The 23393-nt window shown below is 36.4% G+C and carries 17 protein-coding genes; all 17 read left to right on the top strand.

Annotated elements, in window-relative coordinates; translation table 11 throughout:
* The first annotated feature begins 6 nt into the window (after positions 1-6).
* The 17 genes from HUU58_10475 to HUU58_10395 all read left to right on the top strand — a co-directional run bounded on the left by HUU58_10475 (position 7) and on the right by HUU58_10395 (position 23389).
* The gene (locus tag HUU58_10475) at positions 7-429 is read left to right on the top strand and encodes a hypothetical protein (GenBank protein NUN46095.1); all 423 of its coding nucleotides are present in this window, start codon (positions 7-9) and stop codon (positions 427-429) included.
* Positions 426-1535 carry a DegT/DnrJ/EryC1/StrS family aminotransferase gene (locus HUU58_10470; GenBank protein ID NUN46094.1) on the top strand — a complete coding sequence of 370 codons (1110 nt, stop codon included), beginning with the start codon at positions 426-428 and terminating at the stop codon, positions 1533-1535. Before HUU58_10475 ends, HUU58_10470 begins: the two co-directional genes overlap by 4 nt.
* Before the next feature lie 7 nt (positions 1536-1542).
* Positions 1543-2313: a class I SAM-dependent methyltransferase gene (locus tag HUU58_10465; GenBank protein ID NUN46093.1), complete on the top strand. Its 771-nt coding sequence runs from the start codon at positions 1543-1545 to the stop codon at positions 2311-2313.
* Between the two features lie 252 nt (positions 2314-2565).
* Positions 2566-4113: an oligosaccharide flippase family protein gene (locus HUU58_10460; protein ID NUN46092.1), complete on the top strand. Its 1548-nt coding sequence runs from the start codon at positions 2566-2568 to the stop codon at positions 4111-4113.
* The gene (locus HUU58_10455) at positions 4100-4825 is read left to right on the top strand and encodes a hypothetical protein (GenBank protein ID NUN46091.1); all 726 of its coding nucleotides are present in this window, start codon (positions 4100-4102) and stop codon (positions 4823-4825) included. Before HUU58_10460 ends, HUU58_10455 begins: the two co-directional genes overlap by 14 nt.
* A gap of 206 nt (positions 4826-5031) precedes the next feature.
* Entirely contained in the window at positions 5032-6129 is a 1098-nt protein-coding gene (locus tag HUU58_10450) for a hypothetical protein (protein NUN46090.1), read from the top strand.
* Between the two features lie 107 nt (positions 6130-6236).
* The gene (locus tag HUU58_10445) at positions 6237-7511 is read left to right on the top strand and encodes a glycosyltransferase family 4 protein (protein NUN46089.1); all 1275 of its coding nucleotides are present in this window, start codon (positions 6237-6239) and stop codon (positions 7509-7511) included.
* A gap of 314 nt (positions 7512-7825) precedes the next feature.
* Positions 7826-9055: a hypothetical protein gene (locus HUU58_10440; protein NUN46088.1), complete on the top strand. Its 1230-nt coding sequence runs from the start codon at positions 7826-7828 to the stop codon at positions 9053-9055.
* Positions 9052-10269, top strand: a complete 1218-nt coding sequence (locus HUU58_10435; GenBank protein ID NUN46087.1) for a glycosyltransferase family 4 protein — start codon at positions 9052-9054, stop codon at positions 10267-10269. Before HUU58_10440 ends, HUU58_10435 begins: the two co-directional genes overlap by 4 nt.
* On the top strand, positions 10250-10879 hold the full coding sequence (locus HUU58_10430; protein ID NUN46086.1) for an acyltransferase: 630 nt from the start codon (positions 10250-10252) through the stop codon (positions 10877-10879). The genes HUU58_10435 and HUU58_10430 overlap by 20 nt, the downstream gene beginning before the upstream one ends.
* Before the next feature lie 2 nt (positions 10880-10881).
* On the top strand, positions 10882-12102 hold the full coding sequence (locus HUU58_10425) for a glycosyltransferase (protein ID NUN46085.1): 1221 nt from the start codon (positions 10882-10884) through the stop codon (positions 12100-12102).
* A gap of 2 nt (positions 12103-12104) precedes the next feature.
* A complete protein-coding gene (asnB, locus tag HUU58_10420; protein ID NUN46084.1) occupies positions 12105-13964 on the top strand; it encodes an asparagine synthase (glutamine-hydrolyzing) in 1860 nt (619 codons plus the stop codon).
* Between the two features lie 56 nt (positions 13965-14020).
* Positions 14021-14917, top strand: coding sequence for an NAD(P)-dependent oxidoreductase (locus tag HUU58_10415; protein ID NUN46083.1), 897 nt, complete (start codon positions 14021-14023; stop codon positions 14915-14917).
* An 8-nt stretch (positions 14918-14925) separates the two neighbouring features.
* Complete coding sequence (locus HUU58_10410; protein ID NUN46082.1) at positions 14926-16020, top strand: glycosyltransferase; 1095 nt, start codon at positions 14926-14928, stop codon at positions 16018-16020.
* A 167-nt stretch (positions 16021-16187) separates the two neighbouring features.
* Positions 16188-17483 (top strand): glycosyltransferase family 4 protein, encoded by a 1296-nt coding sequence (locus HUU58_10405; protein NUN46081.1) that lies wholly within the window; start codon positions 16188-16190, stop codon positions 17481-17483.
* 104 nt (positions 17484-17587) lie between these two features.
* Positions 17588-21886 (top strand): T9SS type A sorting domain-containing protein, encoded by a 4299-nt coding sequence (locus HUU58_10400; protein ID NUN46080.1) that lies wholly within the window; start codon positions 17588-17590, stop codon positions 21884-21886.
* 120 nt (positions 21887-22006) lie between these two features.
* Positions 22007-23389: an undecaprenyl-phosphate glucose phosphotransferase gene (locus tag HUU58_10395; protein ID NUN46079.1), complete on the top strand. Its 1383-nt coding sequence runs from the start codon at positions 22007-22009 to the stop codon at positions 23387-23389.
* Positions 23390-23393 lie beyond the last annotated feature (4 nt).

The following is a 23393-nucleotide window of genomic DNA, read 5'->3' as shown; positions in this document are numbered from 1 at the left end:
TCAAATATGGAATCCCTGCAAAAAATAAATGATAAAAATAATAACTGCCTTGCTTTAGTGATTAGAAGAAGTCATCAAGTGGAAAAAACGGAATTTTTTTCAAGTCCAGAGTATTCTCAGCAGATTGGAATCATTAAGTATTCTAAAGAGGGTAAGATTAAACCTCATTATCACAATAAGTTGATTCGTCAAGTTATATTAACACAAGAGGTATTGGTTATTAGAAAAGGATCGGTCAGAGTAGATATTTATGATTCAGAATTCGATTGGGTTAATAGTGTTGTTTTAGATAAAGATGATGTGATTTTTCTGATTTCTGGTGGGCATGGGTTCGAAATGTTGTCAGATTGTGAAATGCTCGAAATAAAACAAGGTCCTTATGGTGGTGTAACCAATGATAAGACACATTTTGAGGGTACAAAACCATGATTCCGGTAAATGAACCATTGTTGGATGGTAATGAGAAGAAATACTTAGCTGAATGTATTGATACGGGATGGATATCATCGGATGGTCCCTTTGTGAAAAAATTTGAAGAGGATTTTGCGAAAAGAGTTGACCGAAAATACGGGATTGCTGTTGCGAACGGCTCCGTTGCGTTGGAAGTTGCAGTTGCGGTGCTTGGTATCGGCAAAGGCGACGAAGTAATTCTTCCTACGTTTACAATTATTTCGTGTGCAGCTGCAATTGTACGTGCAGGTGCGACTCCTGTTGTTGTTGATTCAGATCCAAAGACGTGGAATATGTCAGTTGAAAATATTGAATCTAGAATCACCAGTAGAACGAAGGCAATCATGGTTGTACATATCTATGGCATTCCTGTAGATATGGATCCAATTTTGGTATTAGCCGAGAAATATAACCTGATGATTATCGAAGATGCTGCTGAGCTTATTGGACAAAAATATAAAGGAAAACCGTGTGGCAGTTTTGGTGACATTTCAATATTCAGTTTTTATCCGAATAAGCATATCACTACAGGTGAAGGTGGTATGGTGCTGACAAATGATGAAAAATTAGCAGCGAAAAGCCGAGAACTGCGTAATCTTAGTTTTATTCCACCCCGTCGCTTTATTCACAAAGATTTGGGATGGAATTTTAGAATGACAAACTTACAAGCAGCTATTGGGGTTGCGCAACTTGAAAGATTAGATGATTTTCTTATTAAGAAAAGAAGAATCGGTGCAATATACAACGAGTTACTTTCTGAGATAGATTGTATTCAATTGCCTATCAAGGGATGCGATTATGCGTCCAATATTTATTGGGTTTATGGAATTGTAATGAGCGACGAAATACCATACGACGCATTTGAGGCAATGAAAAAACTTGCAAGTGCGGGTGTAGGTACTCGTCCTTTTTTTTATCCCATGCATCGGCAGCCTGTTTTTAATGATATAGGTCTTTTCCTTGGAGAGCAGTACCCGGTTGCAGAGAGACTTGGTGAAAGAGGATTTTATGTGCCAAGCGGGCTTGCAATAACTGAAGAGCAAATACACTCAGTCGCAGAAGCGCTTAAAGAACTATTTAAGTAAAGGCATTATGAGTAACGTTTTTGGAGATTATTCGCGCTATTATGATCTCCTTTATAAAGATAAGGACTATGGTAATGAAGTCCACTATTTGAGAGATTTGATTCAACGTTTTGCTCCCCAAACTCAGACTATATTGAATCTTGGTTGTGGTACAGGTGCGCATGACTTTTTTTTGAGCGAATACGGTTACTCAATTGACGGTATTGATGTTTCACAAGAGATGCTATCCAAAGCAATAGAAAAAGCTGCCGCCTCACCAAAGTTGTCATCGTTGCTGAGATTTTACAAAGGTGATATTCGATCAATCCGTTTAGATAAGACATTTGATGTGGCTTTGTCATTGTTCCATGTAATGAGTTATCAAACAAGCAATAACGATTTTATGGATACTTTGTCAACAGTAAAGTATCATCTTAATCCGAATGGAATTTTTATTTTTGATTGTTGGTATGGTCCTGCTGTGTTAACCGATCGCCCAACGGTACGAGTAAAAAGACTCGAAGATGATTTGATCAAAGTTATTCGGATCGCAGAACCTTCGCATATTAGCGACAGGAATTTAGTAGATGTTAATTATACAGTGTTTGTAACAGAAAAGAAAACGGGTGTAATTAATGTACTCAATGAAACGCATACCATGCGGTATCTATTTTTACCTGAAATTGAATTTATGCTTTCAAATAATGGATTCAAAATTCTTGCTCACGAAGAATGGATTACAAAAAAAACACTCGGATTTGATACGTGGAGTGCCCTTTTTATCTGCCAAATGAAGTAATAAACTAATCTTAGTTCAAGTCGTATATTTTCTTCATGGTAGTTCATTAGGTGATAATTTTATTTTTAAGCAAGTCTTTAGATGCACAAAGGTCGTTTTGTATTGAGTTGCAAGTTGGGGTATCAAACGACCAAAGGACTCAACATAAGTTCCAATGATGTTAAGAACTAAGCGGAAAGTTTACGTGAATCACCCATATCAGTTCTTAGTATAATACCCGCTACCATACTGCAATTTTAAACGTCTAATTCTTTGCTTTTAAAATCAACAATACAAGTAACCTTTTTTTCTTTTTTAGGAATAATTGCGGGTTTTCTGACTCAACTAGTGGTTGCTTTTTACTTTGGCACAACACCTCAACGGGACGCATATTTTGCTGCTATTGTTATTCCAACGTACTTGATAGCGCTTTTCGCTAACTCCCTCGGTGTTATATTTATGTCATCATATATTGGGCATCAAATTCAAAAGACACCTGATGAAATTGCATTTTTCGTAAGTAGGGTACTTAATATATATGGGCTCTTTATTTGTATTTTAGTTATTTTTGGGATTGTGTTTTCCGAGCAATTAGTTACTCTGTTGACTCCGGGTTTCAAGGGTGATCAACTTCATCTTACATCAAAACTACTTAGAATTCTCCTACCAACAATTTTATTTTCAGTTCTATCGAATCTACTTACAATGATATATTATGCACATAAGAGATTTCTCTTGCCTTCAGTCGCGCCCATTTTAGGTACAGTCATAAGCCCTTTGTTTGTCATCCTATGGAATAGTGAAATTGGTATTGAAAGTTTAGCTTATGGAAGCCTTGCTGCTTCCATTTTTAGTTTCATCATTCTTATTCCGATTGTTTTCCAAGGTAAATTTTATAGATTAAGTTTTTTGTTCGATAAAGAACAATTAAAATTATTCAAAACTGCCGCTCCTTTGATTATCGCAGGTTTGTTGTATCGATCGACAAGTGTATTGGAAAGACTAATCGCCTCTACACTTGAACCTGGTAGTATTTCTTATTTGGGATATGCGAATCAAATAATGAATTATTTGGCAAATATTACATCAAGTGGCATTGCAACAACAATATTTCCTCTAATGTCAGAAGCGTGGGAGCGTAATGACCTTGAAGCAGTACGAAGATATTTTTCAAAAGGGATTCGAATTGTACTTTTGATTGCACTTCCAATAGCTTTTTTATTTTTATTTCTTGGTGATTCGATTGTGCGGCTTCTTTTTGAAAGGGGTGCCTTTGATGATGCCGCGACTAGCGCCGTCAGTAATATATTGTCAACCTTAATGATAGCGTTTATTTGTCTTAGCTGCGGAAACATAGCAGCGAAGGGATTTTATCTATCCAATAACACTAAAATATTTTCTGTGGTAGCTGTTTCGGAAATAGCAATTTATTTGTTACTTGGGTATTACTTAAGTTCAAAGGTCTCTTATCTTGGTCTTTCGCTAGCATCATCTTTATCAACATTTTACACCATTGTTATTGCTCTGATATTGTTAGATAAGATTTTTAAAGGATTGGACGGAAGAAAGCTGATTGTGGATGTTTTAAAAGTCATTGCTGCTGCGGCATTTTCTGGGATAATTATGTTCTCGTTGCAAAACTATATTTTGATGGATATTGTTGAATTTTTCAGGACCTCCATTTCAATTAGTTGTGGGCTGCTTTTGTATATATTGATCATGGTATATTGGCTTCCGGTAGAGGAAATAGTGAATGCGAAAGTATCTGGAATAATGTATATCCAGGATAAATTGAAAGGGGCATTTGGTGAAAACAAGTAACGTTTTTTTTGCGTTGTTACGTCGAATAGTTAGAAAAGCGTTATACCTTGTTGGGCGGAACCCAAACTTGTTTGATCTCATATTTTACAAGATGTTTAGAAACAGTAAATTTAATTTTAATGAAACAAGCTTATTTTATTATTACTCCATGCACAATGAAACATTTAGAAACGAAAGGTCGGTTGAAATTCCAATAGTCATGGAGTATGTGAAGCATTATCAAAACAAGAAGATATTAGAGGTTGGAAATGTTTTGAATCACTACCTACAATTTGAACATACAATTGTTGATAAATATGAAAAAGGGGATTTTGTCTTAAATTACGATATAACAGAATTCAAACCTAGTGAAAAATATGATTTGATCGTAACGATTTCAACTTTAGAACATGTTGGATGGGACGAATATTCCCGATATGGTGACATCACATCCAACCACAACGATCCAAAACAACTGCTACGGGCAATTGACAATATGAAACAAATGCTAAGCCCAATGGGAACGATAGTAGCAACTATGCCTTTAGGTTTTAATAGTTATTTGGATTCACTGATTGGAAGAAATAAGTTAGGTTTTTCTGAAGAATATTTTATGAAAAGAATATCGGAAGATAATGAATGGAAGCAGGTTTTATATTCAGATGTCATAGGCGCTAAATACGCGGATCCTTATCCCTGTGCTAATAGTATTATTGTTGGGATTTTCCATTGAAATTTTGAATAGATTAAACTTTGAAAAGCATAAACTGTTTATGTTTAGCGGATTCAATATTATTGTCGGTATGGTTATTGTTCGATGTGTTATATTCTCATTGTGAGAACAAATTACTGTAGGTTGTGATGAATATGAAACAAAGTAGGTTGTAGTTTATATAATATGAATAACGGTAATGTATAATCTAAGACCGGGAGCGTTTTGTGAAAGTCAGGATAGTTTGTTATGAAGATGTTGACGCTTGGATACTGGGGAAATTTGCTCTACGAATGCAAGAATGCCTTAAGGAATTAAAAGTTGAATCGGACATCTCTAAGTTTCCCGACACCTCAGCGGACATCAATCATCATATAATTTATTTAGGGTATGATGGTCAAAGTCGCGGGATTGATACTTTGATGATTACTCATATTGACACAATAGATAAGCTGAATCTTTTAAAAAAACAAATGACTATTGCATCGGCGGGCATTTGTATGTCTAATGAGACCATGAGTTACCTATCAAGAATGGGCATTGATAAGAAAAAGCTTTGTTATGTAAATCCTGCACATGATGGCGTAATGAGGAAAAGGAAAATAGTGATAGGGCTGTCTTGTCGTGTGCAAGTAGATGGGCGAAAAAGAGAATATTTCTTAGATAAATTGTCCAAAACGATAGATGCTGATTATTTTAAATTTAAAATAATGGGAGATGGTTGGGAGCGCCAGGTTAACTCTCTTCGAAAAGAAGGGTTTGAAGTGGACTATTTTGATCATTTTAATTATTCGCAATACATTGAGCTTATTCCAAGCTTGGATTACTACCTATATATGGGTATGGACGAGGGTCAAATGGGCTTTATTGATGCAGTGGCTGCAGGTGTAAAAACTATCGTTACCACCCAAGGCTATCATTTAGATGCGTCAAACGCAATAATTCATCCGTTTACGGAGTATGAAGAATTGGAAAATATATTTCTGAATATAGAAAAAGGCCAAAAAAAACTCGTAAACTCTGTGGCTTCATGGAATTGGTTAGATTATACAAGAAAACATATCGAACTTTGGAACTATTTACTAGATAATAGAAAAAATAAAAGTGATTTTAAAGATGGTATAAACTCGCTTTTGATTCCAAGCGATAAAAGTGTAGTATTGGGAAGGAGTTTTGTAATAGAAAAAACAATAAAATTATGGATAACTAAATATTTTCATTTCTTCTATCCCAAAACAAAGAAATTAAAAGAAACTTACGCATCCAAAGGATTAGCGGGTGTGGTGGCGTTATTTGTAAATAAAATATTAGGCGGGCGAATATAATATTTCAAAAGAGGTAAAGTACAACCGAATCCTGCTAATGAAAAAGATCGAATAGAACTAAGTTATTACTGGTTTAAATAATTATTGAACTTTTTTCCATAAAGAAGATGTCAGCACCTCAACCTAAATCAAATCCTTCAATCTGTATGCTCATATGGCATTTTCCTCCTGTTTTGGGAGGGGCTGAACTTCAATGCCTTCGGTTAAGTGAACAATTGGCGCAACGCCACCATAACATATTTGTAGTTACGTCGTATCATCCAATGACGGAATCAAAAGAAAGTTTGAATGGTATTAATGTTTACGGATTGAAGTCTGGCTATGAGACAGTATACAATCTTTGGCAAAAACTTAGGCCCTTCATCAAAGGAAATCGCCCTAAATTTGAAACTATTGACGCATTCGCAAAGACATCGGAAACCAAAGAAAAACCGATCACAGATTTGTTTGCAAAGATTTTTCTTGAGTTTATTCCTGCGGTCATATTTTCAATTCAGGCGTTTGGAGTAATTATTTATCTTGGAATAAGAAAGAAGATTGACATTATACACGTACACGAGGCTCACTGGATCGCCGCATTAGGTGTGTGTGCAGCACGCTTTACCAATAGAAAGGTAATTGTCAAAGAAGCAGGATCGGGCTTATATAGAAGTTACAATGGTCAGCCTGCTCTACTTAAATCTATTACTAAAAAAGCTGATTGTTTTATTGCGATTTCCTCTGAAATAAAAAAGGAATTAATTGAATCCCATATTCCACAAGTAAGGATCAAATCAATTCCAAACGGAGTCGCGATTCCTGACAATTGTTGGAGGGATCACGGAAATTTGGAATTTACTGTCATTTTCGTAGGAAATTTGTCACAACAACCTTGGAAGGGAATTGATGTACTTTTGAACGGATGGGCGCTGTGTATACAGCAGATCAATCCGGCCAAACTTCTAATTGTAGGAGGGGGGGATGCAACGGTTTTAAAAAAACAAGCTCAAGAACTGAATATTCAAAACTCAGTTGCTTTTTTAGGGCGCAGTAATAACGTTTCTGAATTATTAATGAAATCGGACGTTTTTATTCTTCCTTCTAGATCTGAAGGAATGTCCAATGCTCTTCTTGAAGCTATGGCTATAGGTTTACCTTGTATTGCAACCAATATTTCCGGAAATTCCGATCTTATTCAAAATAATTTGAATGGAATACTTATTGAAAAAGAAAATGTAATTGAGTTGTCACAGGCCCTCATAAGATTTAAGGAAGATATTTTTTTTGCAAAGCAATGCGGTCAGAACGCAAGAGAAACTGTCTCAAAGCATTGTTCCTTTTCTGTTGTTGCGGATGATTATGTTGGTTTATACCATCGTCTTTTAACCGGAAAGCAATTGTAGAGATGGTGTCACTAATTGATATCCACGTAGACTCGAGGCAGTACATCAAATATTTACTGCTTTTTTTGAGCATTTTGTTGATTCAATTAGTGCTAGTGTTCTTGGACAATGTATTGTCTTTAGCGGTATTTTCTGTTTCTTTATTGATCTTGTCAGTTAGAAAACCGTTTTATTTCATTTTGCTTTCAATCAGCATTTTACTCTCTTTGCAAATGTTTTTAATGTATCCCAGTGAATACATTGAAGGTGTTTCTTCCATGCTAACTTCCGGTGATCTCTCTCTGAGTTTTCTTAGGTTCACGACTCCAGACAATATGTTTATCAATAACGTCCCCAAGCTCATTTTTGTGGCAATGTTGGTCAATGTCTTTGTGACTATTTTTAATAAATCGTGGAAATTGTACAAAAAGGAACTGATTGCCGTTGGATTGTTTATTTTAACTTTCATTTTATCAATAATAATCAATGGAAGCATTATTGGTGCGGGTTTGCTATTTCTCTATTATCATCTCTTTCCTTTGGTTGCTTATTTTTATATTATTGGTTCGAGCATGTTGATACGCGAAAAAGAATTGTTGTTTGGATATATATTGTTCATGTGTTTAGAGTTGCAGTTACTTATTACTACTATACAAAACTTTCCGAGCTTACTTGTGGGGGAAGTGAGTTTTGGAGATTACGCATTTGGAACTTTTTCTTTTCCTTACGTCCAAACCTCGACGTTTTTATTGGCATTATCAATTTTTTATTATGTATCAAAATATTTTTTTTTGCGTAAAAAAAAACATTTGATGAAAGCTGGTATAGCGTTTTTTGGAGTATTATTGGCGTCGGTAGGGTTCTTTACAATTCTCTTATTGTTAGTTCTATTTGCGTATTTCTTGTTTTTGATAGGTACTGGAGCGGGAGGATCTAGAAGATTAATTCTCAAAACAGTTCTTATTGTCGCTTCTATTATTTCAATTCCCATTATCGTTGTAGTCATGAATCCTGACTTGCTTTATGGATTTGATTATATTGCACTAAAAATTCAGGAAATCTTGGACAAGCCAATTTTGGAAATCCCAAAGGTATTTTCCTTTTTGAATTTGTATAATATGATGGTAAACAATGGAAGTTTTTTATTTGGTTCTGGTCCCGGAATGTTTTTATCGTTAGCAGCTCAAAAATACTCAACGCCTCTTTGGAATGATTACAACTCTACCAATGTTTTAGTTGGTTTTTTAGGGAGCGGTGACTGGGTTGAAAACAGTTTTGTAATATTGGTTGGGGAAGTAGGGATTGCGGGTTGGTTTAGCTATATGTTGTTTTACGGAAGTGTCTTTTTAAATCTTCAAAACAGAAATATTAACTGTAAAATTAAGAAACAAAATGTCACTCTCAATTTCACGATGATGGTTCTGTTTTTTTGTTCGATATATTCTTTTACAATTAGTCTTTTTGAGATTAAAGAAAACATAGTCGTATCCTTAATAATTGCAGCGTTGGTAAATTCCTATCCAATAGAGGATCGCTTATCTTTTAAGGAGAAAAATATTAAATGATACGAATCGTTTGGGTGTGTCCGTTTCCAATTGGCAAAATTAATGCGAAACTAAAACTTTCTAGAACTAGCATTTCACATGCCGCATCATGGATCACTAATTTGCTTCATGAAATGAAATCTAGGGGCGATATAGAAATACATATAATTACATCAAGCCCATACGCACTTGATGATCAGGAGTGTTTAGAAGATGGGGTTTGTTATCATATTATCCGATATGGATTTCCGTTTTCCAATAGAGGATTTCCTAGGTTTTTGCCGTTGGATGTTTTAACGCGATATTACCCTCTTCGGAAAAAGATCAATTCGATTATCAAGTCCATAAACCCGGATATCATCCATGTTCATGGTACAGAATATGGTTACGGCTATAGTGCATTTGAAGCGGGATTCCCAAGTCTTATCAGTATTCAGGGGATCATAAGCTTGATGACTCGTCAAACGCCGTCATTATTCTTTAAGCTCCATAGCTATCTAGAGAAAAACTTTATTAGTAGATCAAAGAATTTTGGGAGCCGTACGAAATGGGCAAATGAGTTTATTTACTCTATAAACTCCAACGCTATTGTTTTTGACTTACCAGAGGCGATGAATCCCGTATATTTTTCAGCTAACCGTGACCATAAAACAAAAGATTTACTTTTTGTCGGCGCGATTGAGAGACGAAAAGGAATATTCGAATTGATGCGAGCTTTACCAATAATAATCAGCAGGTTTCCTGATGTTCGGCTTCGAATAGTAGGATCAGGTGACAGGAAGACATTGTCAGAGTTAAAACAACTAACTAAAGAATTACAAGTTGATGAACGTATAGATTGGCTGGGTTTTCAAAATGCGGATGAAATAAAAAAGCTACATGATAAATCTTGTATTTTATTGCATCCCTCTTACATAGATAACAGCCCCAACAGTGTGGTTGAAGCGATGGTTTCAGGTTTACCCGTCATTGCTAGCAACGTCGGCGGTATACCGTCTATTATCCAAGATGGTGTTACAGGATTGCTATGTAATGCGAGAGATGAGAATGACTTAGCCAAAAAGGCAATCCTTCTGCTTGCAAATGATGATTTGCGTTTGAAACTGTCAGAAAATGCAAGAAAAAACACGCTAACAAGGAATCACCCAACTGAGGTCGCGCGCCGAACCGTAGACATCTATAAAAAGATCATTGAATCTTATAAAAAGGAAAACGATGAAGTTAAGTCTAGGTGAAGCAAAAATCGTTTTGGGGAACTTAATTTGTTGGTATTATTCTATTATTTCTAGATTTTGGCTCCGGCTTCGATTTCCCATGATTAAAGTTGGAGATGGTTTTAGGTCTCGAGGTGGTATTCCGTTTTTTTATTGTAGTCTCAGTGGAAAAATGGAAATAGGTAAGCAATTGACATTAGTAAATTCTACCCACTACAATTATATGGGAATAATCAAGGAGTGCTCCATTATAGCGGGCAAAAACGCATTTTTGAAAATTGGCGATTTTTGTGGATTTTCAGGAATTTCTATTTATGCATCGCAGTATATTGAAATTGGTGATCATGTTATGATCGGTGGGAATTGCTTTATATGGGACACGGACTTTCATTCACTGCGTTTTGATCAGAGAAAGATTGAATTAGAATATGGAACTTCTGCCGGCGTGTCGTCCAAGCCAATTCGAATAGCCGATGGTGTTTTTATCGGCGCTAACAGTATTATTTTAAAAGGAGTTTCGATTGGTTCTAAGAGCATTGTAGGCGCCGGTTCAATTGTTTCAAAGGATATTCCTCCTGAGGAGATATGGGCCGGAAACCCTGCACGGTTTATCAGCAAACTTAAAGAATAAATATGAGTCAACCAAAATACGGTTTTGTATTTGCAACCGTAAAATACCCTGAAGGTGATGCTGCCAGTGAGCGTGCAGCTATGATTGTCAAGATGCTACGTGCAAGTGGCCATATAGCTTATTTGGTTGTTCCGCACAGTGCGATTAAAAAGAAACAGATTGTAAGTCATGAGCATTTGAAAGAAAAAAAAATTGTGCCTTATTTAGTTTTATTAAGTGATTATATGAGGACAAAATTTGCAGCATTTCAGTTTTTTCAAACAATTGCTTTTATAATAAAAGCGGCAGGGTTGATTGTTTATCGGTCGCGCCAAAAAAAACTTAACTATGTCATTTTGTATAGCCCGGACACTTTAGAGTACCTTTTGGTTATACTGGCATGTAAAATTAGAGGGGTGACGCTGATTTTAGAAGCGTGTGAACGAATGACTTTGTATTACAAAGACGAGAGAAAAAATGTTCTTAGGAAAGCAGGTAGTTGGTTGACAGAAAATTTAACACCAAAGGTGTCGGAAGGAATAATCGTAATATCAACTTTGCTGCAGAAATATTATTCGGAACGCAATCCTCATATTCCGATTCTACTTTTGCCGATACTTGTGGATTCTTCGAAACCTGACCAAACATTATCTGATAGAGTAAATCCTTCAGAAATACGAGTATTATATAGTGGTACTTTTGGTGAAAAAGACGGGGTTCAATATATCCTAAAAGGATTTTGTTTGTTTAACAAGATATATTCATCCTCAAGGTTAATACTTACAGGTAAACCTGTACATGCAGATCAATTTGCTAGTATTCAATCGCTTATAGAAAAGCAAGATTGTTCCGCTGCCATCGAATATAGAGGGTTTGTGTCTCGAAAAGAACTTGCTGTGCTTCAAGACTCTTCATCAATGTTACTGGTATGCAGAACTAAATCTGATTTCGCAAAATATGGATTTCCATGGAAGCTCGGAGAATATTGTTTGACCGGCAAGCCTATTATTGCTACTCGTGTTGGCGATATTGACCTTTATTTTCAGGCGGAAATAGATATAGTATTTGCAGAATCCGAGGATAGTGAGTCTATTGGGAAAAAGATGTTGTTTATTGCTGAAAATTATGATAAGGCGTTACTAATAGCAAAAAAAAGCAAAGAGTCCTGCATCAAGTTTTTCGATTACACGAATCACTGTGAAGCTATGGATCGGTTTATTCATACTTGTATTAAAGAACAATAAATATGTGCGGAATTACAGGCTATATTCACCACGATATTAATCGTGAGGCGTGCCAAAAAAAACTGAAACGAATGTCTGATACACTTTTTCACAGAGGTCCAGACGGTGAGGGTTTTTTTGTAAATAAGAATATAGCTCTTGGCCACCGTCGTTTATCAATTATTGATTTGAAAACAGGAGGGCAGCCGGTTTTTAGCGCTGATAGGAGATTATGCCTGATTTTCAATGGTGAAATTTATAATTATTTAGAGTTAAAAGATGAATTAAAGAAATTAGGGCACACATTTAAAACAACATCCGATACGGAGGTTGCGCTCTGCGCCTATCAGCAATGGGGCATAGACTGCCTTCAACATTTTAATGGGATGTGGTCCTTTGCCCTTTGGGATGGATACAAACAACGATTATTTTGTGCTCGTGACAGGGTAGGAGAAAAACCATTCTTTTATACCTTGGCAGATGAAAGTTTTATATTTGGATCCGAAATAAAAGCTGTTTTGGCTTACGGGCTTAAAAAAAGAATTAATCGTGAAGTTTTGGATGCTTACCTTTGTTTTACTTATATACCAGCACCCCAAACTTTTTTTCAAGGCATATATAAGCTCCCGGCAGCCCACTATCTTCTGTATGAATCAGGAAAAATTACCATCAATCCGTATTGGGATTTAACTTTACTTGATGATAAAGATGCTCGAGATGACGAGATAGCAATTTTGAAGGAATTTGATGATATATTCAATGATTCTGTCAAAATCAGAATGCGAAGCGATGTCCCGTTTGGAGCTTTCTTGAGTGGCGGGATGGATTCGAGTTCTGTTGTTGCCGTAATGAGCCAAAACTCGACAGTTCCTATTACTACATGTACAATAGGGTATAACGATAGTAGATTTGATGAACGATATCTTGCTCGATTGGTTGCAGATAAATTTAGAACGAGTCACAATGAATATGTTGTAGAACCGGATGATGTTGAAATTCTAATAAAGAAATTGGCTTTTTGTTATGACGAACCTTTTGGAGACACCTCTGCGATCCCAACATACGCTGTCAGTAAAATGGCACGTTCTAAAGTTACCATGGTTCTGACCGGAGATGGTGGTGATGAAGTGCTAAATGGCTATACCATTCATCAAGGTGAGAAATTTAGTAATATTTATCAAAGTTTCCCACACTATTTTCAGCATAGCTTTGAATTTCTCTTTAATTTTTCTTCTCAAGTCGTTTTTCCAGAAAAACTAAACAAGAACATTAAACGTTATAAAAAGATAATTGCAAGTGCGAGGATGGGGTTTGTTGATCGCCTCATTTCAAAACAAATTGGATTTACGCAACATGAACGAAATATTATATTCAATGGAGATAAAACCGTTAGACCTGCAAGGGAATATATCGAAGATACCCTGCGACCTGTAATGCACCTCAGCTCATTTAATCAATTAAATTATTGGCTCATTAAAGTGGCATTAAGTGACGATATGTTGACCAAAGTAGATCGAGCATCTATGGCACATTCTTTAGAAACGAGGTTACCATTCCTTGATCACCGCCTAATCGAACTCACATCTACTGTGAAATCTTCTATCAAATTAAATGGATTTCGTAGGAAAGAAATTCTTAGGAAAACGACCGGTCAATTACTTCCAAAACAGCTTCTAAATCAGAAAAAACGAGGGTTCAGTGTTCCTGATAGCGAACGATTTTGGGGGCTTTCAATGAGAGCATTATATGACAAAATTTCAGTGTTAGATCAGTCACATCTAATATTCCAAAATGAAATTGGTCCATTGATTCATTCTCTTGATCAGACAAATATTTCAACAAAAGTATGGCTTCTTGCAATGTTATCAAGTACTTCAGAATAAGCGTATAAGTAAAATCCAGTTGGTTGCCTAAACATTTAATTCAATTTATTCTTCTTATGAAAAAAATTTATATTGCCGGCTGCGGTGGAATGCTAGGAGAAGCTTTTTATAAACAATTCAAATCAGAATATGAACTGCGATGCTCTGATATTGATGTGAATGAACCATGGATCACGTATTGCGACTTTCGTGATATTGATTCATACGGAGCTGATGTCGAATCTTTCAGATCCAACTACTTATTCCACTTAGGTGCATTTACCGATTTGGAATATTGTGAAAAACATCCGGATGAAACATATATCACAAATACAATATCGGTTGAAAACGCGGTATATATTGCAAATCGTTTGAACATTCCCTTGCTATATATTAGTACAGCAGGAATATTTGATGGAAAAAAAGAACTTTATGATGATTGGGATTTGCCTAATCCCTTAGGGCACTATGCCCGTTCCAAATATGCAGGCGAGCAGTTCGTAAAAGAAAATGTAAGGCAACATTTGATATGCAGAGCGGGTTGGATGATGGGAGGCGGACCAAAAAAAGATAAGAAATTTATTCAGAAAATAATGAATCAGCTAAAAAATGGGAAAAAAGAGTTGTTTATTGTTAACGATAGGGATGGAACTCCTACTTATACACATGATTTTGCTAAAAATGTTAAGTTACTTCTAGAAAAAGAATATTGGGGACTGTATAACATGGTATGTGGTGGACTGACTAGCCGACTTGAGGTTGCGACTGAATTGTTAACGATTTTGGGTTTAGAAAAAGAAGTAAAGATCACTTCTGTTAGTTCTGACTATTTCAAAACGGAATATTTTGCTGAACGTCCGCCCAGTGAAAGATTGATTGATAAAAAATTGAATCTAAAAAAACTTAACATAATGCGTGATTGGCAGGTAGCTTTAAAGGAATATATAGCAGACTACTATCAAAATTTTTTGTAAAAGAAACAATGAGAAAAACTATTGTTATTATCGGGTCTCGAGGTATTCCGGCTTCGTACAGCGGGTTTGAGACATCAATTCAGGAGACATCTATTCGCCTTGTGAACAAAGGTTTTGATGTCGTGGTTCACTGTCGACGTAACCATTATCGGGTAAAGAAACAATCGTTTAATGGTGTTCGACTAAAGCATCTACCCTCAATCAAAAGTAAATTTTTTGATACTATTACCCACACTGCTTTATCAACGGTTCAAATTTTTTTTGAGAAAGTTGATTACGTCATTTTGTATGGGATAGGTAATTCTATTTTCATCCCGTTCTTAAGGTTGCGAGGAGTGCCAGTTATTGCGGTTGTTGATGGAGCCGATTGGGAAAGAGCGAAATGGCCTTTTTTTGCTAAAAAGTATCTAAGCGTAAATCGGTATTTTGCGGTTTATTTTTCTTCACTTTACATCGTTGACAATGAAAAATTAGCTTTAGATTATCAACAGCGCTTCAAAAGGAATCCTGTTTATATTCCTTATGGAGCTAATCAACTTTCTATCTACGATTCTCGTTTTCTTGGTAAATACGGTTTGTGTGAGAGGGGCTACATTATATTTATCGGGCGTTTTGTAAAAGAAAAAGGCATTGATCTTCTTATACAAGCTTTTGAACAAGTTACAACGGATAAGAAACTAGTAATCGTTGGTGGGAATGAGACTGATAAAAAATACGTTCAATCATTGCATTCAAAAGGCGGTAATCGAATTGTTTTTACAGGTTTTATCTATGGGGAAGAATACGAATCCTTGTTGCATAAAGCTTTATTTTATGTCTCTGCTTCACTACTTGAAGGTACATCCCCCTCGTTACTGAGTGCTATGGCTATTAACGGATTTGCACTTGTTAGCAATCTTCCAGAAAACGAGGAAGTGCTTAAAGGATCATGCGCAACTTTTGAGACCGGCAATGTTAATCAATTGGCGGAAAAACTTCGTTTTTATATAAATGCTGAAGATAAAATTGAAATTGAACGCGAACGGACAAAATTTATTGTAAAAAAGTATTATTCTTGGGACACAATAACGGATAAATATGTGGAATTGTTGGATCATAATTAGGTTCGTGTTGACAATTTTGATATAGTATTCAGCTGTTTTCCTTCCGTGAGCCAATTTACATTCAATTCATACTGTATTCCAACTTGTGTATATTGTTCTTATGTTTGAATAGTAGTATACTATTCACTTATCATAATATAATATAATACTATCATTGTGCAATAATCGTGAAAATTCTTTTGATAAATTACAGATATTTCGAAGCAGGCGGAGCCGAACGTTATCTGTTTAACATTCAGGAGTTATTAGAAAAAAAAGGCCATGAAGTAATCCCGTTTTCGCTTCGTTTTGCGAAAAACAAATCAACAGTTTATGAAAAGTATTTTCCGGATCCGCCTGGTGGCGATCAACCTCATTTTTACTATGATGAAATAGAAAGAAATTTCAAATCTGTTTTTTCTCTTTTAGAGCGTCAGTTCTTTAGTATCCACGTTTACGACAAACTCTCAAAGCTAATTAACGATGCCAAACCTGATGTGGCTTATGTGTTTCATTTTTTAAGAAAAATGTCTCCCTCTGTGATTGATGCTTGTTTTGATTTGGATGTTCCAGTCGTAGTTCGCCTCTCTGATTTTGCTTTGATTTGCCCCGAGAGTAGTTTTACCCGAAATAACGTTGTTTGTGAATTATGTCAAGAGAACTTATTGAATAGTGTAGTATATAAATGTGTTAAGAACTCAAGAGTGGCGAGTATTATCAATTATGTAGCATATCAATTTAATTTTATAAGAAAATTTCAAAATAAAATTGATTTCATTGTGAGTCCATCGCTACATACAATATCGAAGTTTCAAATGAATAGTCGTTTTAATTCCCATTCATTCAGGCATTTACCTACATTCGTAGATCCTAATGTGTTTGAATTGGGAAAGAAAAGGGATTCATTAAACCTTTCAAAAAGAACAATCGTCTATTGGGGTCGTATATCCTATGAAAAAGGTATTGAAACCCTAATACAATCTATTATTTATCTCCAAAATGAAAAATTTACATGCAATCTGTTGCTTATAGGGGGCGGAGAGAAGAATTATGTAGAAAAAGTTTTGTCTATGATTAAAAAAAACAAACTTTTCAATATTCAATATATTCCTTATATGGAGAAAAGAGAGCTTTTTCATAAAGTAGCCATTGCAGATGTTGCTGTTGTTCCATCTATATGTTTTGATAATATGCCCAATAGTCTTATCGAGGCTCAAGCGCTTGGGTTGCCGGTAATAGCATCTAATATCGGTAGTATGCCAGAACTTGTTGTTGATGGATATAATGGGTTACTTTTTTCTGTAGGTGACGGAAAAGACCTGGCTCAGGTAATCAAGAAATTCTATGGAAATGTTGAAACTCAAGATTACATGAGTAAAAATTCATATAAATGGGCTTTGGAGCATTATTCACCAGAGGTTCACTATCAAAAACTACATACGTTATTTCAAAAAATTATAGAGCAACGGAAGAATGATGCATAAATATCAGTATCTTCCTCGGAGGTTCTTTATTATCTTAACATATAAAACTATATGTGATTTGTTATGCCCGTTATTCATCCGGTTTGTTGTCGCAATAAAGCTATATGAAGAATCACCTTAAAATAAGTAAATTCTTATGTGGCGTCTATATGCGGTGTTCTAGAGTATTATTAATATTAAAACTTTCTTTGTTCATTGCTTTTCTATTTGATACCAGATTACTGCAAAGTCAGATTCATTTAATTCGTCATTCAATAACAGGAAGCGACACGACTGTTGTCATAGACGCCGGCGGGAAAATAGATGCATCCAATACTCGGCGTTATTCGACGCATAGTATTGTTTATCATAACCCTCTCTTTTACCAAGGATACCCGCTTAATTATTATAATACGAGGTCGGGTATACAAGGTATTGAGAATAACTATAGTTTTTCATTAGAAAACACATCGTCGGAAACAATTGTAAATCCGCAGATCGAAATAAATGGTAAGGGATTCGTCTATCAATTTAGCGATTGGCTTAAACGGCTAGATTTACACGGATTGGGCACGCGCGACGATTCATTGAAAGCCGTGTGGGGATTTCTTACAAACGAAATGTTTCATTGGGTTACCAGTACTAATGAGCAAAGTTGGTTAATAAACCCCTTAAGGACTTACAATGTTTATGGTGCCGGCCAATGTGACCAGTTGGCACAGATACTTTCTTCCATTCTTAAGTATTTAGGGTATTCGGGTACGAATTCCGGTGGGATTGGTCACGACCCTAATACACGTCTTCCCTCACATGCTGTGACACTGATTCACACAGATAAAGGGATCATCCCACTTGATCCCGATCTAAACGTATTTTATACACTAAGAGACAATAAGGCTCTTGCAACCATAGAAGAAATATGGAATGATCAAGATATTGCTAGGCGTCAACGAACTAACGGTTTAGTGTTATTTGGGGAAACTGACTGGGATGATCGTTTTTCTGCCGTTTATTCGCGTCAAGGGCTTCTGCGAGAATATAATCGTAATGTCATTGATACGTTTGGACTTAAAATTCGCCCAAGTGAAAAATTTATTTTTACATGGAATGATTTTACAGGGCTTTATCAGTATTATCATGTCAACAATGATGTTTTTGCGCCACCTCCAACGATAAGTTATGGTTATCAGATTTATCAACCGCTTACAAAACACGCTTTGCCCCGAGCTTTTGTAAGTCAATCAAATCTATCGGTTGATTCAACCTCCGATCATGTCCAAATATATTCAACTGTAAATTCGAATATATCCTATTTTACAATAGAAAATTCAAATCCATATTCTTTATTGGACGGATATGTGAAGTTTAACATTTTACGATCTGATACTAACTCAGGCCTTTCGATTTATTTTCAGAAAGATACGCTCCAATCGCCGATTTTGATTTATACTTTAGATTCCAATTTGTTTGGTTTGATATCTGATTCTGTCAGGCTTTACAACTTCATATCTCCTGTTGGGACCCCTATTACAAATAAGTATTTTATTCACCTCGAATGGAATTCAGTTTTGGATAAAGGTCTAATAATTGATAGCTTATCTTTAAGTTCAGTTTTTCAACTGAACCCCGCCTCCTTGCCTAGATTGAACGCGGGTATTAATACTGTTCGGATAAGTAACGATGATAATAAAGCCTTTAACGGTTTAGTTTATGAGCACTCCTTTTTTTCTATTGATTCCATTGAGGTGCCACCAATAATTGATTCACCGATTTTTCCTTTAGACGGTGGGATTACTAATTCATCAAAGTTTCTGTTTCAGTTCGGTCTGCCTTCCGGGATGAATTTATTTGAGATATCGGATTTTCATATTCAGGTCAGTGAAGACTCATTGTTTCGGTTCCCTGTCTCTTCACACTATAACCAAATGACAAGTCAATATAACGTTCATGGTACCACTAATCAGTTTGAAGTTCCTCATGAGGGCCTATTATCGCCCAATACGACTTATTATTGGAGAGTGGCGACACGTTCAAAAGACGGAGTTTATAGTGATTGGAGTCCTGCTTGGAGATTTCAGGTACAAATACCTGATGTAGTTAAGAATTTGCGCTTGGCAGCTTCAACAAACGGCATTAATATATTATGGGATATCAACTCCAGCGGGAGCCTCCCAACGAAGTATTATATATACGGCAGTAACATCAGAGGTTTTTCGGTTTCTGATCAAACGCTTATTGATTCAACGGATACAAACCGATTTACTATAAGCGATTATTTAAAAAAATTATCTTTTTCATTTTATCGTGTCATATCTGTGGATGATAATGGAAATAAAAGTGGACCAAGTGATCTTATCGGCTTAGAGAATGTAGGTGTTCTATTTAACAATGAAATCAGTTTCGATTACTCTGATTCAATAAAAATTCAGTTGAGGCCTATTACTTTGATTGATCGTTGGGGTTCTCAACAGGGATACAGACAATTTGAATATCTAGATTCGGTAAAAATTAGTCCAATCTCATTTCCAAAAACTATGAGTTTTACCGATAGTGCGATAACCGGTTATGCCAAATTATGGCGTGACACATCAATTGAATTCAGAGTGACAAGCTCAAAACTTGATACGGTTTATCATATAAAATTAAATCCGACTTTTCCGTCAAATAGAACTCCATTTTTTGGCGCTGTACCAGATTCCAATCTTTATGAAGACTCACTGTATCAATGCAAAATAACTGTAGCTGATTCGGATAGTGTTTATGGCGATACAACTATACTGGAATTGCTTTTCAAACCTAGTTGGATGACATTTGATCCTGCGTCAATGATCGTCTATGGGACTCCAACAGCTTATAACGTAGGAGATACATCGTTTTCAATGTTGGTTACCGATTTGCAAGGTGCGACAAATGTGCAAACGCAGTCAATCCGTGTTCATCATACTAATCATGCGCCCATTTTTGGAAGTATTCCAGTTCAAACGGCAAAAGAAGATTCTCAATTTGTAATACGGATTTACGCGCATGATGTTGACAGCATGTTCTTTGGAGACGAATTGCGCTATTTCATGCTGAATGGTCCTTCATGGCTGATAATAGATTCAGTGACCGGTTATCTTACAGGAATTCCAGACGCCTATGATGCTGGTGAAAACCATGTTGTTGTTGAAGCCTACGATCAAAAAGGGGGTAGAGATAGCTTAGTTTTCTCTATCAATGTACTGCATACGAACCATCCGCCAGTCTTTGTTAGTAATCCCGACACAATTGCACTGGAAGACGAGGTTTATAATTATACTGCATATGCCTACGATCAAGATAGTTTGTTATTTAATGATAAGATCAAGTATCGTTTAGTTATAGGTCCACACTGGTTGACGATGGATAGTATTAGTGGTGTTCTCCAAGGCATTCCCGATGGCTATTCGGTTGGCGACACAACAGTTTTATTGGAAGCTACAGATGGTTTTGTAACGATACAGCAATCATTTGAACTTAAGATTGTTCATGTAAATCATGCACCGATTTTTCTGTCGAGTACCGATTCAGTTGCAAAGGTTGATTCACTATATCGCTTTCAGTTATATGCGTTTGATAAGGATAGTTTTTTATTCAATGATATCCTTCGTTACAGGTTGTTTGATGGTCCGGATTGGATGACTATAGACAGTGTAAGCGGTGTTATTATTGGGGTTCCAAGTGAATCGGATATTGGCAAACATTTGGTAATTGCTGAAGCGTATGATAGAAATGGCAGTTCTTCGGAAGTGGAATGGGCGGTAACAGTTGGAAGGGCTTTCCGACCGCCAACAGCGTTTGCACTTGAGAATCCTACTCATCAAGACACTTTAACTTTATTCAAAACACCACTAATGAGAACATTTACATGGAGTAAAGCAAACGACCCGGATTCACAGGACACATTATTATATCATTTTAGAATTTACGGCCCGGGATTAGACACGGTTTTTCATGGCATAAAAGATACAAACGTAACTTTTTCGGGGATTGTATTTCAAGAAAATTCCAAATATTATTGGACGGTCAAGGTGTTCGACGGTATGTTTACGGTTTCTTCTATTGATACTTTTTATTTTCACACGACTAAGCGTTTTTCAAATCAAACTTTTGAAGAATTACCTAAAAGCTTTGAACTCTTTCAGAACTATCCTAATCCATTTAACCCGAACACTATACTTCGTTTTCAAGTTCCCGAAGAAAGCGAGGTTATTCTGGATATCTATAATATACTCGGGCAAAAAGTGCAGAGGATTTACAAAGGGAGGCTTCCGGCAAAGTATTTTGAAATTGATTGGAAGGCTGAGGGGAAAGCGTCAGGAATATATATTATACGTATGGAAGCCATTGGAAAAATTTCAGGTCGAAGATACATAAAATCGAGACGGATACTGTTGTTGAAGTAATACAAGATGTCTCGTATCATTCCAATCATTATTCTGTTTTAATTTGAAGGTAAAAAGTTTACATTAATATGAATTTGGATTCAATTTTTACTGACTGGTTTCATGCATACGCAGCGTCGGATGTTATATTTTCTTCGGGTTACCGCAGACACGGTAGCAGTGCTCGTGGCGGCGTTGAGTTCGATTTATTTTTTTTCGATTCGCGATGCGCGCCTTACGACCAATTTTGATCTCTTCCTGCTTACTTCCTTAGCCTTTTCATGGTACTTCCTTGCACGCATGACCGGTTTATACGATGAGTTCCGCTCGCGTAATTTCAGTTACGAACTCGTTGGGCTCATAAAAAACATACTTATCCAAATACTTGTGGCTATCGTAGTGATGTTTATTGCTAAAAATCATACGTTACCGCGACTATTTATCGTTCTTTACGCTGCCCATTTACTTATTATCCTATCCATTGAGCGGTTTTTGGTTCGGAGGGTTTTAAATTTTCTGCGCCGTAAAGGACGTAATCTAAGGCACCTGCTGATTATAGGAGCCGGGGAAGTCGGTACAGCTTTTAATGAGCTTATTCGATCCAATTCTCATTTCGGCTATGCCGTTACGGGTTTTCTTGACGATCAGCCGCAGACATCGCTCAATGGAAAATTACTTGGCAAAGTCGAAGATCTGGAATCGGTATTGCAAAAACATCCCGTAGATGATGTTATTGTTGCTCTGCCGACATATGCGTCTGAAAAAATAGATTGGATCATCAAAATTTGTGACCATCATACCCGCCGTGTACGCATTATCCCGGATTATTTCCGATTTGTTTCTGATAAATTTGAAGTGCGCATGTTCGGAAGATTCCCGCTCATCTCCGTTCGGAAAATCAAAATGGATGAAGCGCATTGGTATATCATCAAACGTTGTTTTGATGCGTTTTTTGCGTTGGCCTTTATGGTACTTGTATTGTCATGGTTGGTGCCGATTATAGCGATTGCGATCAAGCTCACGTCGCGCGGCCCTGTGTTTTTTAAACAGGAACGTTGGGGGCGGCAAAACAAAAAAATTATCTGTTATAAATTCAGAACCATGATTTCTCAAAGCCGGGATGTGGATGACAGCGGGAAATACCAACAAGCGACTAAAGATGATCCGCGGATAACATGGTTTGGGAAGTTTTTACGCAAAACTAATTTGGATGAGCTGCCGCAATTTTGGAATGTACTCATGGGACAGATGTCCGTTGTCGGGCCACGCCCGCATCCTACCCCGCTCAACATGGAATCCAAAGAAGTGATCGAAAATTATATGCTCCGTCATCTTGTAAAACCCGGCATCACCGGTTGGGCGCAAGTCAATGGCTATCGCGGTGAAACCCGTGATCCGGAACTTATGCAAAAACGTGTGAATCATGATATTTGGTATATTGAAAATTGGTCGTTCTGGCTCGATATTCAAATCATATTTTTGACCGTATGGCAAATGATCAAATACGATACGAAAGGATATTGACGTT

The organism is bacterium (genome assembly GCA_013360215.1).
Lineage (GTDB): Bacteria > CLD3 > CLD3 > SB21 > SB21 > JABWCP01.
Note: the sequence above shows the minus strand (reverse complement) of the source record. Positions and strands in the feature narration are given on the sequence as shown.

What these genes read in the sequence shown, in the direction of transcription:
- HUU58_10475 (NUN46095.1), top strand. Translation starts at nt 7, where the DNA reads ATGGAATCCCTGCAAAAAATAAATGATAAAAATAATAACTGCCTTGCT.
- HUU58_10470 (NUN46094.1), top strand. Translation starts at nt 426, where the DNA reads ATGATTCCGGTAAATGAACCATTGTTGGATGGTAATGAGAAGAAATAC.
- HUU58_10465 (NUN46093.1), top strand. Translation starts at nt 1,543, where the DNA reads ATGAGTAACGTTTTTGGAGATTATTCGCGCTATTATGATCTCCTTTAT.
- HUU58_10445 (NUN46089.1), top strand. Translation starts at nt 6,237, where the DNA reads ATGTCAGCACCTCAACCTAAATCAAATCCTTCAATCTGTATGCTCATA.
- HUU58_10440 (NUN46088.1), top strand. Translation starts at nt 7,826, where the DNA reads ATGTTTATCAATAACGTCCCCAAGCTCATTTTTGTGGCAATGTTGGTC.
- HUU58_10435 (NUN46087.1), top strand. Translation starts at nt 9,052, where the DNA reads ATGATACGAATCGTTTGGGTGTGTCCGTTTCCAATTGGCAAAATTAAT.
- HUU58_10430 (NUN46086.1), top strand. Translation starts at nt 10,250, where the DNA reads ATGAAGTTAAGTCTAGGTGAAGCAAAAATCGTTTTGGGGAACTTAATT.
- HUU58_10425 (NUN46085.1), top strand. Translation starts at nt 10,882, where the DNA reads ATGAGTCAACCAAAATACGGTTTTGTATTTGCAACCGTAAAATACCCT.
- asnB (NUN46084.1), top strand. Translation starts at nt 12,105, where the DNA reads ATGTGCGGAATTACAGGCTATATTCACCACGATATTAATCGTGAGGCG.
- HUU58_10415 (NUN46083.1), top strand. Translation starts at nt 14,021, where the DNA reads ATGAAAAAAATTTATATTGCCGGCTGCGGTGGAATGCTAGGAGAAGCT.
- HUU58_10410 (NUN46082.1), top strand. Translation starts at nt 14,926, where the DNA reads ATGAGAAAAACTATTGTTATTATCGGGTCTCGAGGTATTCCGGCTTCG.
- HUU58_10400 (NUN46080.1), top strand. Translation starts at nt 17,588, where the DNA reads ATGAAGAATCACCTTAAAATAAGTAAATTCTTATGTGGCGTCTATATG.
- HUU58_10395 (NUN46079.1), top strand. Translation starts at nt 22,007, where the DNA reads ATGTTATATTTTCTTCGGGTTACCGCAGACACGGTAGCAGTGCTCGTG.